11 protein-coding genes are annotated in these 12,140 nt (G+C 66.7%); 2 read left to right on the forward strand and 9 right to left on the reverse strand.

Going from position 1 to position 12,140, the window contains the following annotated elements:
* The first annotated feature begins 27 nt into the window (after positions 1-27).
* Positions 28-327 (forward strand): hypothetical protein, encoded by a 300-nt coding sequence (locus KF785_04530; GenBank protein MBX3146011.1) that lies wholly within the window; start codon positions 28-30, stop codon positions 325-327.
* Entirely contained in the window at positions 302-718 is a 417-nt protein-coding gene (locus tag KF785_04535; GenBank protein MBX3146012.1) for a PIN domain-containing protein, read from the forward strand. The genes KF785_04530 and KF785_04535 overlap by 26 nt, the downstream gene beginning before the upstream one ends.
* 104 nt (positions 719-822) lie before the next feature.
* On the opposite strand, the gene KF785_04540 is transcribed toward KF785_04535, so the two are convergent.
* From KF785_04540 to KF785_04580, 9 genes are all read right to left on the reverse strand, one after another.
* A complete protein-coding gene (locus KF785_04540; protein ID MBX3146013.1) occupies positions 823-4,029 on the reverse strand; it encodes an Ig-like domain-containing protein in 3,207 nt (1,068 codons plus the stop codon).
* 779 nt (positions 4,030-4,808) lie between these two features.
* On the reverse strand, positions 4,809-5,399 hold the full coding sequence (locus tag KF785_04545; GenBank protein ID MBX3146014.1) for a hypothetical protein: 591 nt from the start codon (positions 5,397-5,399) through the stop codon (positions 4,809-4,811).
* Positions 5,396-5,902 carry a TlpA family protein disulfide reductase gene (locus tag KF785_04550; protein MBX3146015.1) on the reverse strand — a complete coding sequence of 169 codons (507 nt, stop codon included), beginning with the start codon at positions 5,900-5,902 and terminating at the stop codon, positions 5,396-5,398. The genes KF785_04545 and KF785_04550 overlap by 4 nt, the downstream gene beginning before the upstream one ends.
* On the reverse strand, positions 5,902-6,531 hold the full coding sequence (locus tag KF785_04555; GenBank protein ID MBX3146016.1) for a sulfite exporter TauE/SafE family protein: 630 nt from the start codon (positions 6,529-6,531) through the stop codon (positions 5,902-5,904). Before KF785_04555 ends, KF785_04550 begins: the two co-directional genes overlap by 1 nt.
* Before the next feature lie 66 nt (positions 6,532-6,597).
* Positions 6,598-7,830, reverse strand: coding sequence for a flavodoxin-dependent (E)-4-hydroxy-3-methylbut-2-enyl-diphosphate synthase (ispG, locus tag KF785_04560; GenBank protein MBX3146017.1), 1,233 nt, complete (start codon positions 7,828-7,830; stop codon positions 6,598-6,600).
* Positions 7,831-7,913: 83 nt separating this feature from the next.
* Positions 7,914-8,174, reverse strand: coding sequence for a hypothetical protein (locus KF785_04565; protein ID MBX3146018.1), 261 nt, complete (start codon positions 8,172-8,174; stop codon positions 7,914-7,916).
* 78 nt (positions 8,175-8,252) lie between these two features.
* Complete coding sequence (locus tag KF785_04570) at positions 8,253-9,458, reverse strand: HD domain-containing protein (protein MBX3146019.1); 1,206 nt, start codon at positions 9,456-9,458, stop codon at positions 8,253-8,255.
* Entirely contained in the window at positions 9,455-11,470 is a 2,016-nt protein-coding gene (locus tag KF785_04575) for a hypothetical protein (GenBank protein MBX3146020.1), read from the reverse strand. The genes KF785_04570 and KF785_04575 overlap by 4 nt, the downstream gene beginning before the upstream one ends.
* Positions 11,471-11,585: 115 nt before the next feature.
* Entirely contained in the window at positions 11,586-12,050 is a 465-nt protein-coding gene (locus tag KF785_04580; protein ID MBX3146021.1) for a DUF4019 domain-containing protein, read from the reverse strand.
* Positions 12,051-12,140 lie beyond the last annotated feature (90 nt).

Below are 12,140 nucleotides of genomic sequence, written 5' to 3' on the forward strand. Positions count from 1 at the left end.
ATATACATGTAACACACAGGAGATGTCATGTCAGACACGCGCGACACCAAGAGGGTCCGGGAGCCGGTCCAGGTCTACCTCGATCCGCCCGACGTTTCGTTGCTCGAGGCCCTGGTCACGACCACTGGGCTGTCGAAGGCGGAACTCCTGCGCCGCGGCTTGCGTCGGCTGTCGGCCGAATCGCTGGGCGACCAGGCACCCGGGTGGTCCCTGGAACGTCTGATCGGATCGGTCGATGACCCCAAGGGTCCGAAGGACATGGCCGCCCGACACGACGAGTACCTCTACGGAAGCTCCGGACGTGCCCGCCGACCGCGTCTTCGCTGACACGAGCGGCCTCCTGGCCCTGGCACATCGCCAGGATCAGTATCACGGGCGCGCCGTACCGTTCGTCCGGACCTTCGTGCAGAGCGGCGGCCGCTTCGTGGTCACCCCGCTCGTGCTCGCGGAGCTGCAGGGGCTCCTGCTCTATCGGCGTGGGCCCGACACGGCGCGTGCCGTGCTCGAGGCCCTCCTGGGCGACCCGCTCTACAGCTGCCTCCCGGTCGATGCGGAGCTGATGGCAGCAGCTGCGGGCGGCTGGCTCGGCAAGCTCCGCGACAAGCCACTGACGCTCTGTGACGGCGTCAGCTTCGAAGTGATGCAACGCGAGGGGATCAAGGCAGCCTTCGGTTACGACCGCCACTTCATCGACGCCGGCTTCCGTTTGGCCGGCTGAGCCGCCGCTCCGGAAACCATAGCCGCCACGGCGCTCGAACTCGCGAAAAACAAAAGGCCCCGTCTTTCGACGGGGCCCCTGTTTTCACGATGGAACCGTGAAGATTAGAAGCTCGGCGTGAACAGACCAGCGCCGCTCTTCGTACCCATCACGCGCCACACGCCACCGCCCGCCTCGGCGCAAGCGCCGGTGGTCGGAACCGGGGTGGTGTAGGTCCAGAACCGGTGCGCACCGTTGTCGGTAAGCGCCGGAGCCGGGAACTGACCGCAACGGACCCACTCGGTTCCGTAGAGGCGCCAGAGCGAAGCGTGGTCGAAGAACGGAACCACGATCGAGGTCGAGGCAACGTGCACCGCAACCACGTTCGTGGTGACCACACTGGCACTCCAGGCGAGCAGGTCGGCAGTTGCCCACGTGGTGGTCGTGAGACCAGCCTGCGGGTTGAACTGCGTGGCCAGCATCGGAGCCGAGATCGGCGCGGCGGCCGACTGACCGGCCACGTCGTTCACGTTGGCCGAGACAGCGGTCGGGAGCTTGGTAGCACCCAGACCATACTGCGTCGTATCGGCCAGAACGCTGGTCCCGTTCGCCACGTCACCCAAGATCGACGTGGTGATGTACGGCACCGGCGGCGTGACACCGATAGTAGCCGGGTCCACGCAGGCAGCGTACGGCGTCGCCGCCGCGGAGCATGCCTCGTCAACCCGGAACAGGAAGTACGGGATCGACGAGTTGACGCCGTTGATCACGTTAGTGATTTGATCGTCCCACCGCACGCCGAGCGGCGTGAGCGAGCCGTACGGATACCGCAGAGCCGTACCAGCGCCCGACGGAATCGCCATGGTCACAGCCAGCGTCGCATCGATGATCTCGAGGTCGTCGTTGGCCGAGAACCCGAACGGCGCCATGGTGCCCGGAGTGTAGAAGGCACTGGCGAAGCCCAAGCCGGTGATGTTCGGCGGGAGCAGATCGTCAGACGCAAAGTTCGCGCTGAGGGTGGTGCTCTCGTTACCGGCGCGGTCAGTGACCTTGCCGCTCCAGAAGTAGTAGCCCACGCCACCCAGGCCGGAGGCCGGAGCAGCAGTGCCCTGGATCGGAAGCTCGAGACCACGGACGTACGTGTCGCTGAGGAGCGTCGGCAAGCCGAACGCACCAGCCGCGAACGTCGCGTTGACCGTCTGCGGCGTGCCGCCACGGAACCGGTTCAGGACGTACGACGCCGGGTAGTTCGACAGCGGCGCACCCTGATGGAAGCCAGACCGGCCATCCAGCGCTTCGACACCGAAGAACTCGGCCGGGGTCGGGTTGGCGATGGAGTAGATCGTGGTGTTAGCAGCCGAATCACCAACCGCGGCCGGGGTACCAGCCGTGGGCGGGGTCGCCGCAGTCGAGCCGAGGAACCGGATCGACGGAGCAACCTTGTCGACGCCGAAGTAGTTCGACGCGCCGGACGTGCCAGCATTGCCGAGGAGGTCCTCAGCGTAGGTGCAGATACGGCGACCACCGTTCGGGGTCGGAATCGACCCGTCGCTGACCGTCGTCTCCGGGAAGACATCACCCGTCTGCGGGTCGAGGTTGGTCGCACCGCAGGTGCCGTTGAACTCACGGGCACGCGGCCAGACCGAGTAATCGATACCAACGCCGACCGAGTCGCCACCGATCAAGGTGCCGTCATCGGCCAGGAGGTCCTGCGCGAAGGCGTAGGCCGCGTTGATCCAGGGCTGGTCGAAGCTGTCGTTGAACGCGACCTGATCGATGGCAACCGTCGGACCCTTGTTATCAACCCAGACCGGACCCGGGTTCGGGCCAACGGTCGGCGGAACCACGTTCCAGCGCTGCTCACCCGCAAGGGTGAACGCCGTGGCCGTGGTCGAGATGCCAGCCGCAGCAACCAGCGCCGTACCGTCCGGGCCAACCGCGCCCGCCGGGTACGCCACGCCGGACACGCCGTTGATGGTGTTGCCACCCTCAACGCCGGCGCAGGCGAAGGTGCCGGTCAGCGCAATGCCGCCCGCCGCCGTCGCACCCGCATCAACCAGGTTGCTCGAGCCACCGCAGAGGTTGCCGCTCAGCGACACCGACGCCGGAGCCACCGTGCCGAAGGCAAGGTAGTCGAAGCCGTCGACGTCCTGGGTGCCCTTGTAGTACGTGTTGCCGTCGATGAGCGACACCGCGCTGGGGTTGCCAGCGGTCGGGGCCAAGCTCGCCGGACGCTCGGTCTCAGCATACGACCGGCGGACCAGGAGGTCCGGGTTGTTCATCACGACCGGCACCGCGTTGGACGCGATCGGCGTGCTGGAACCGGAGACGTACAGGTTGGCCGTGATCTCCGAGTTGCCGTTGAAGATCACCGGGACCAGCGCGCCCGTGCTGCCACCAGCTTTACGCGCCTGCTGCGTGTTGGTGCTCAGGACGACGACCGTCGGAGCGGCCTCGGCCAGCACCAGCGGCGCTGCGGACGTGAAGTTCTGGGTCGCCACCACGCGGCCGCCGATGAGGGCGTCGACGCGGGTGATCTGCCGGGCACCGGGCTCGACGTTGAGCGCGATTTCGATCTGACCGAAGACGTTGGTCAGGACGACCGGCACGTTCGGAATGCCACCGACCGTCGCCGTGACCGACTGGATCTGCACCGAGGCCGGATCCGGAACGACGACGACGAGCGCCAGCGTGCCGCACTTCGACGTATCAACCGTCGAGCAGGCGCGGATGACGACGTTGCCCGGCTTGGCCGTGTTGTTCGCCGTGATCACGCCGTCGGCGTTGACCGTGGCGATGGTCGGGTCAAGCGAGGTCCAGGTCACGGTCTGGGCCGGGTTGTTGGTCCCGGTGACAGACGCAACCGCCTGGGTGCTCTGCGGCGGCGAAACCGTGGTGCCAGCGTTGAGCGTAGCGGTCGGCGGGGTCACCGTAACTGCCGTGACCGAGGTGCCGACAACCGTGAGGGTTGCCTGCCCCTGCACCGAGGCGCCACCACCCGTCGCCGTCGCACGGACGACAACCGGGCCGCTGGTCGCATTCGCGAGCACCGTAAGCAAACCGGCCGCGCTGATCGTGGCCCGGCCAGCTTCGCTCACCTGCCAGGTGACGGTCGCCGTGACACCGGCGTCGGCCGAAACGGCCGCCGTCATCTGCACGGTCTGGCCCGGGTTGACCGAGATACCATCCGGTGCAACCGTGACCGACCGAACCACTGCCGGCGGCGGCGGCGGCGGCGGCGGCGGATCGATGACAGTGACGTCATCACCGCATGCAGCCAGTCCCGCGGCCAATGCGCCGGAGAACAGCATGGAACGGTAGAACTTGTTCATTAACTCCCCCTATGAACGTTTGGACCTGCGCTATCAACTGATCTTGAACTCGACTTCAACATCACTACCTGTCCGGCAGCTTCTTGTCCTGCGTGTTCCCTGCTGTGACCTCGGCTTACGCCAGCCTCGATCGTACCCCGCACCCGGACTGATCCAACTCCGGAGTGCGAGTCTCGGAACGCGGCTGGGCCGCGAGCCGAACATCCCGCCTGCTTGTCCTACAGCCGAACACAGCTTCAGTCTGATTATCCTGTATCAGACTCATGATAGCGATACCGCAGATCGCGCGCTGTGAGCCAGCGCACAAAACGCTGACCGAAAGTCGCCCGATCTCCCGCTATCGCCCTCCTACTCCCACCCCACAGCCCGAACGCATGAACACACGGCGGTACCAACCCACCACGGCTCACGCAAAGACCTCAGACTGACGAGCAGGGACTGCCGGACCGAATACAACACGCTAAGATAACCCTCGGCTCGGAGGGGGTCAATATCCTAACCCCAACCAGCGTCGCATCTTGGCGATCGATTGCCCGTCCGTTCGGCCCCAAGGCGCAATTTCTTACACCTTCCGCCCCCGAGCGCTCACTTCTTGGTCACTCAGGTCCCTAACGGCAGCAACGCCCGTGCCGGAACTCGAACGGGCGTCGCAAGTTACTGAATCTTGCACGGTTGCGAGAACCAACCCCGAAACGGAGCGGTTCTCGACCGGTCCTCAAGGCGTCGAACTGCACGAGTCCATGGCTGCCTCGACCCGAACAAATACCGACAAGGATCGATCAGGGCGCCGTACGACCCTTGCGGACCCCCGCCTCGACCCCCGCCCGCCAGGCCGCCCGTGTCGGCTCTCCTCGCACGATGGCGGCGATCCGTCCGTCGTCCGCAATCACAAAGGTGGTCCATCCCCGATCCCTGGTCCCCATTCCATAGGCTCGGTGGATCCCTCCGTCGGCGTCGGCCAGGAGTTTGGTTGGCAGCGGCCCGCCCGGCTCCAGCTCGACCGCTCGAAGGCCCCGAGCCAGCTCGGCCACATCGGTTGAGCTGCCCCGAACCGCACCGACCAGGATGACCCGGGGGGACATGAGGTCGGTCAGCCCGTCTTCGACCTGACGCCATGCCGGCCCCGACGCGGAATCCACCCCACCGGCGATAACGAGTATGACCACCCGACCGAGCTCGGCTGCCAGCCGAAACGGCTGGTCGGCAGGACCCGGGCCCGACGGCGTCAGATACGGAGCGACCACAGCAGGCGCGGGACGCCCCTCCCGCGGACTGCCCATCACCCCAAGCCGGGGACGCTGCTCCTGACCCTCGAGACTGACAACCCACGCCAACGCCAGCGCACCCGCAACCACCCAGTTCCGGATCATCGGACCGCCTTTCGGACCGCGGCAACCAGATCCTGGTCCCCACCGGTTCCCGTGTACACGACCGTGCCGCTCGCATCGACGACGACGACGTGCGAGGTTCCCGGCACGTCATAGGCCCGGGTGCTCGCCCCTGTTTCGTCATACAGGACGAGAAACCCCGGGTCGACGGCCTGGAGGTAGCGGCGGACCCGCTCTCGCGACTCATTGACCGTCACATTGATACCGATCAGCGTGACCTTGTCGCCGAAGGTCTTGCGGACCCGAGCCAGCTCCGGCAAGAGCGCCTTGCAGGACGAGCACCAGGTGGCCCAGAACTCGATCAGCACCGGCGTCTTCCCCAGCCAGGCGCCGAGGTCGACCGGCTTGCCGTCGAGGTCATTGATGACGAGCACCGGCGCCTTGCTGCCGACCGGAAGCCCCGAATCGAATTGCGCAGCAAGCGGAGAGATCCCCGCGCCCGCGCCGACCAGCACCGCGAATGCCGCGGACCGAACCCATCGCATCAGAACCATACTGTCCCCATCTTCACGAAATAGTACTGCGCCATGGCCAGCATCAGGATGCCGGCGCCCCGCTTGACCCACACGGTCCAACGCCCCGGCTTCGGCAGCGCGGCAAGCGTCCCGGAAAAGATCCCGATCGCCACCAGCAGCGCCGTCATGCCGAGGCTGAAGACAAAGAGGTAGACGAAGCCGAGCCCGGCGCTCTGGGTCGCCCCGACGAAGGTCAGCACGGCCGCAAAGGCCGGCGCTCCGCAGGGCGCGGCCACCAGCCCCGAGGTCGCCCCCATCAGAAAGACCGAGCCCAGCGAGCGCGAGCCGAACCGGCCGGCCCACGACAGCACCCGCTCGGGCACCAGGATCGGAATGGCATCCAGCATGGCAAGCCCCGCCAGCAGCAGCAGGTTGCCCATCACGAAGTAGGCCCAGGGATTCGAACTGATGCTCCCGAACAGGCTGCCCGTGACCGCCGCGACCACGCCGAGCGTGGCGTAGACCGAGGCCAGCCCGATGGCGTAGACGAGGCTGAGCAGCACCGTCCGCCCGCGTGAACGACCGACCGCCCCCGCCCCACCCAGCACCCCCGCCGTAATGGGAATCATGGGATAGACGCAGGGGGTCAGGCTGGTCACGAGCCCCGCCCCGAACAAGAGCGGCAGCGCTGCCAGCGGGCGTTCGAAAATCGAGCCGTCGATAGGTCAGGACTCCACCGGGGCAACCGCCGGATAGCGGGTTGCGACATACTGATCGAGAATCTCGAGAAACTCCGCCACGATCCGGTCGCCTTTGAGCGTGGTCAGCAAGCGCCCATCGACATAGACCGGAGCCTTGGGCTCTTCGAAGGTACCGGGAAGCGAGATGCCCAGGTTGGCATGCTTCGATTCACCCGGCCCGTTCACGACGCAGCCCATCACCGCGACCTTCATGGTCTCCACACCGGGATGCACCCCGCGCCAGTCGGGCATCCGGTCGCGCAGGTAGCCCTGGATCTCTTCTGCCATGGCCTGGAAGAAGGTGCTGGTCGTCCGCCCGCACCCCGGGCAGCTGGTGACCTGAGGCTGAAAGCTGCGCAACTCGAGCGACTGCAGGATCTGCTGCGCCACCCGCACTTCCTCCGCACGATCGCCACCCGGCGATGGGGTCAGCGAAACGCGGATGGTGTCGCCGATGCCTTCCTGCAACAGCACGGCAAGCCCCGCCGTGCTCGACACGATGCCCTTCATGCCCAGCCCGGCTTCGGTCAGGCCAAGGTGAAGCGGATAGTCACCCCGCGCCGCCAGTTTGCGATAGACGGCCACCAGGTCCTGGACGCCCGAGACCTTGGCCGACAGCACGATCCGATCGTGCGACATTCCGATCGCCTCGGCCTGCCGCGCCGAGCCGACGGCACTCTCGACCATTGCCTCGAGCATGACCTCACGCGCATCGAGCGGCTCCGCACGCGAGGCGTTCTCGTCCATCATGCGCGTCAGCAGCGCCTGATCGAGCGAACCCCAGTTGACCCCGATCCGCACCGGCTTGTCATTCGCGAGCGCGACTTCGATGATGGCCCGGAAGTGCTCGTCGTGCCGCTTGCCGCCGACGTTACCCGGATTGATGCGGTACTTCGCCAGCGCACGCGCACACTCGGGATGCCGAGTCAACAGCAGGTGGCCGTTGTAGTGAAAGTCGCCCACGATCGGAACGGCCAGTCCGCGACGATCCAGCGCCTCGACGATGGCCGGCACCCCCGCAGCGGCTTCATCGGTGTTGACGGTGACCCGGACGATTTCACTGCCAGCCCGGGCCAGCGCCGCAACCTGTCGAGCCGTGCCTTCGACATCCGCCGTATCGGTATTGGTCATCGACTGCACGACGACCGGATGGCACGACCCGACCAGGACGGAGCCGATCGCAACAGTCGGAGTCTGACGACGGGGGTTCATGGCCATCCCTGAAGAATAACCGGGTCCCCAAACGCCAAGAGGCAGGCCTCATTGGGCCCGCCTCTTGAAAACGCCGATGATCGACGGGGTCAGCCGAGACCGAGCTGCTTGATCAGGCGGTCCCAATCCTGCGCCGACACGGTTCCATCGACCTGGAGCGGCGTCAGCGCCGCCATAATCTCGGCCCGGGTCCCGGAAATCCGGCGATCGCGCAACTCACCGATCATGCGTGAGAACCGGTGTTCGTACTCGTCCTTATCGTACTTACCCGACTGGCGGCCGTCCGACAACGCTTTGAGTTCCTGCGCCACGCGTCCAGGGGCGATCGGGGTCAACTGCTCATCAGCCATCGTTGGTCCACTCCATCAGGTCGAAGGGGTAAGGCAGCACCTCCTGCAGCGGATACTACGCTCGCCCCGTCGGGCCCATTACACAAGGGGCACGGAACGCGAATCCGGCACGACCGGGGGTTGCCCCGCATCGACCACGACGCGCTGCACCAGGGCCTCGAGGATCATGTCGCTGAAGGCCGTCACCATATCCGGATCGAGCTCGCGCCCGGACTGCTCCTGCAGGTACGCAAGGGCCTCGGCGGGTTCCCATGCCTGCCGGTAGGGGCGCTCGGTACAGAGCGCATCATAAATGTCGCAGACGTGGACGATGCGGCTGGCATAATGGGCCGCTCGAGGAAACCGCAGCTCCGGGTATCCCTCGCCGTTGAGATAGATGTGGTGCTCATAGGCCACCACGGCGGCGAGCCCGATGCCGCGCTCCTTCTTGAGGATCAGCTTGGCGCCTTCGACCGGGTGGCTCTGGATGATGGCCCGCTCCGCCTCGGTGTAGCGACCGGGCTTGACCAGCAGATCATGAGGAATCGCCACTTTGCCGATGTCATGCAGCAGCCCGGCAATGCCGACGGCCCGGACCTCGGACGGACCCAGCCCGAGCCGTTCGGCCAGTCCCATCGACAGCACCGACACATTGCAGGCATGGGTCGTGGTGTACTGATCGTACTCCTTGAGGGTGAGGAGCGGCATCAGCATCCGGTCTTCCTGGTGCATGGTGGCCGCCAGCGAGCAGACCACACTTTCGACTTCCGCCATCGGAACGACGCCGGTGCGTCCAACGGCCTCGTGGATCCAGCTCGTTGCGGCAACTTCTTCGGCCAGGTTGACCACGACGGCATCGGCCGCCTGAGCAGCTTTCGCCTGTGCTGCAGAGCTATCGCCACTGTCGCGTACCTTGAGCCGACCGAAACGAATCGGTGAGCGAACCACCTGGCGCATCAGGGCAGTGTCGACGCAGCGCCCGGACATCTGGTCGAACAGCTCTTCGACGAAGCCGACGAAGGCTTCTCGGGTCACGTCCGAGTCGATTTCGATCCGCTCGATCCGCGCCTCCGCGAGCTTGGCAGCCCAGTCCCATCGAGACAATTCATCCAGGACCCGGTTCCCGACCAGCGTCTCGCTGCCCAGAAACGAGTACTCCACGCAGGAGTGGTGGCGGGCAACCTCGAGCAAACGGTCGAACGATTTGTCGAGGGCCCGAACCCGAGCGGGATGGCCGTCCTGATAGAGGGCCATGGACGCCAGCGCCTGCCCGAGCGAAACGAGGAAGCCCGACTCCGCACTCATGGCGACGTGCCGCTTTCCGCTGCGGCAATCAGCTCGGGGTCGCCCGAACGACGCGCCAGACGGAGCACGCGGGCCACCGCGGGGTCGGCGCCTCCGAGGCGGGCCAGGACCTGTACCTGCGCCACGACCACCGGGGTTTTGGGTGCCAGGCGGAGCAGCCGAAACCAGCCGCGCCGGGACGCCACGCTACTCAGCAACCATTCGCGCACCGGCGCAACATCGAACTGCGCCAGAATGGCTACCGCCGAGGCGCGCAGTTCCTCGCTGCGCGTAGTACTGTTGAGCAAGACGAAGAGGCGCGTCAGCGAGGCGCGCGGAAAGCGCTCCTGGCCGGCCTCAACGGCAGCGGCCACGATCCGTTCGTCCAGGTCGGCCAGGGCCGCATGGATTCCGTCGTCTCGCTCGCTCGGCAGCCGGAAGATCAGGCGGTACGCATCGAGGCGAAGCGCCGGATCGGCCGCTTCGGTCAAGCTGCGCACCGAGAGACCCTGCGGCAGTTCCGGTAGTTCCAGCAATGCCGCCAGGAGTTGCCGCCGCTCGGCGTCCGTGGACGACGCGAGCCGGCGGACAATGTCGCGTCCCAGGTCACCGCCGACGGCCAGCATCCGGTCGCTGACCAGGCGGCGGACCGCCGGCGAGAAGGTCGCGATCCGGTCGACGATCCCGGCCAGCGCGGCAGACGAGGCGTGGCTCAGGACCCGGCGGATACCGTCGCTCTCGTGATCCGGCAGGGCCAGCAGGCGAGGCAAGGCTTCGGCACTCGCCAGGGTCTCCCACAGCCGCGCCGCGAGGGCGCCAGGCGCCGCATCCGCCAGGCCGATGACCGGGTCGAGCGAACCGGTCGTCGCTGCCTGGATGACGCCGTCGGCAGCCGCATCGCCGAAGGTCTCGGTCTCCACCGCCATCTGGACGATCCGAAGCGCGTCGTCGGACGACGCGCCGTCCTCGGCGGCCCCGATCAGATCGTAGCGCGACAGCGCCTCGAGCACCCGACTGTGACTCGCCGAGCTGGGGTCCTCGAGCGTCCACCCCTCCAACAAGCTGCGCACGATCTCGCGCGCATCCTGCTCGCCGCGCCGCCGGGCCGTGGGCCCGGCGGACGGGTGATGCGCCATCTTCCGCAGCATCCGGAGCAAGAGCGACGAGATCGGCTGATCGCGCGCGGCGGCCGCCTGCTCGATCAACTCGACCAGCGCCAGCGCCGGGAGCCAATCGATGACCTGCGCAATCGCTTCACCTGCCTGCGCGCGACTCGGGTCGATGCCCAGCACACGAGCCAGCTCCTGTGAGGGCACTGCCGCCAGCAGTTCCTGCAGTTGCAGTTCCGCGGCCTCGCGCCCGGGCGCGCCCGGGTCGGCGGCCAGGCGACCCAGCCGTTCCATCGCCTCGCGGACGGCGGCCGCCACCTCGGGCGCGTGGAGGCGCCGCGCCAGCACCGTGTCGAGCGACCGGGTCGCATCGTTCCCGGACACCACCGTCACCAGGTCGCGCCAGAGGGCGTCGATCTCGCGGTCGCCGGTACCCTGCTCGTCGAGCACCAGGGCATCGAACGCCAGCGGTGCCAGCTCCGCATGATCCGAGCGCCAGGCGGCAATCGGCTCGGTGTCGTCGCCGTCGATCCGTTCGAGCAGGGTTTCGAATTCTGCGGCCGTAGCACCCGGTCGGAGCACCAGATTGCCCACGCGGCGACGGTGGAGGCGGGCCGCGAGGTCCCGCAGGGCAAAGTGGGCGGGGTCGGTCGCGATCTCGTCGAAGAGAAGCTGGGTTCGGGTGACCCCGACCTGCAGTGAATGGCGCCCCTGCCAGACCGGCTGCAGGGCATCGAGGGCGGCTGCTTGAGCCGTCTGCCGCATCGGGTGACCAGCGGGATAGACTCGTCGCTTCTGCAGGGCCCGACCGAACGAGGTCAGGAAACGAACGACGGCCGAGCTCCGCTCGTCCTGGACGGGCGGCAAGTCTCGCCGAGGCGGCGCACGGCTCGGGTCGGTTTCGACTGCGGCAATAGTCGCCATCGGTCGACCCAACGGCAGAAACCAAGCCAACCCGGGAGGTTCAATTCTAAGTTATTTAAAAACAATGACATAGCAAAGACGTGCCCAAGGAATCGGTCCCAGCGACCAGCAATTCTTACCGGTCGCGCGGGTTACTTCCGGGTGCGACGGCGTACTCCCAGACCCGCCAGACCCCGTCCCCCAAGGCCAGGGTAACTGTCTCGCCCCCAAACGTGCCGCCTCGGAACTCGACTCGAGTGTCGAAAACGACCAGCTCCGGCCGATCAGGCGGGGCTGCAACGACGTAACGGATGGCCGTGACGCGCCGCGCCACGACCGGCTGCAGCCGACCAGTATGGAGGGACCAGGTCCGTTCGAAGGTTTCGCGGTTGATTCGCTGCCTGAAGTGGGGCGCCGTGCGGTTCCAGGCATCGCGGGCTCGGTCGTCTCGAAGCAGGCCAAACCACACGGTCGCTTCGCGGTCCGCCGCCTGGATGGCGCCCTGCATCGCGCCTGATGTTGCCGGACTGACAAGCTGCGCTGCCGCGCCGCGCCCACCCCACACACAGAGTAGCACACCAAGTGTCGTCAACGCCCTCATCGCTACCTCCAGCATCGGAACTTGCCTGCGAACGAAAGCCGCCTCAGATGTTAGGTCTGAGGCGGCTCGATGTAGGGACAGCTTCCAACC

It is taken from the genome of Gemmatimonadales bacterium (assembly GCA_019637315.1).
Classification (GTDB): Bacteria; Gemmatimonadota; Gemmatimonadetes; order Gemmatimonadales; family GWC2-71-9; genus SHZU01.

Bases quoted from the DNA above. Each gene is read 5' to 3' on its own strand.
- KF785_04530 (MBX3146011.1), top strand. From the start codon at position 28: ATGTCAGACACGCGCGACACCAAGAGGGTCCGGGAGCCGGTCCAGGTC.
- KF785_04540 (MBX3146013.1), bottom strand. From the start codon at position 4,029: ATGAACAAGTTCTACCGTTCCATGCTGTTCTCCGGCGCATTGGCCGCG.
- KF785_04545 (MBX3146014.1), bottom strand. From the start codon at position 5,399: ATGATCCGGAACTGGGTGGTTGCGGGTGCGCTGGCGTTGGCGTGGGTT.
- KF785_04550 (MBX3146015.1), bottom strand. From the start codon at position 5,902: ATGCGATGGGTTCGGTCCGCGGCATTCGCGGTGCTGGTCGGCGCGGGC.
- ispG (MBX3146017.1), bottom strand. From the start codon at position 7,830: ATGGCCATGAACCCCCGTCGTCAGACTCCGACTGTTGCGATCGGCTCC.
- KF785_04565 (MBX3146018.1), bottom strand. From the start codon at position 8,174: ATGGCTGATGAGCAGTTGACCCCGATCGCCCCTGGACGCGTGGCGCAG.
- KF785_04570 (MBX3146019.1), bottom strand. From the start codon at position 9,458: ATGAGTGCGGAGTCGGGCTTCCTCGTTTCGCTCGGGCAGGCGCTGGCG.
- KF785_04575 (MBX3146020.1), bottom strand. From the start codon at position 11,470: ATGGCGACTATTGCCGCAGTCGAAACCGACCCGAGCCGTGCGCCGCCT.
- KF785_04580 (MBX3146021.1), bottom strand. From the start codon at position 12,050: ATGAGGGCGTTGACGACACTTGGTGTGCTACTCTGTGTGTGGGGTGGG.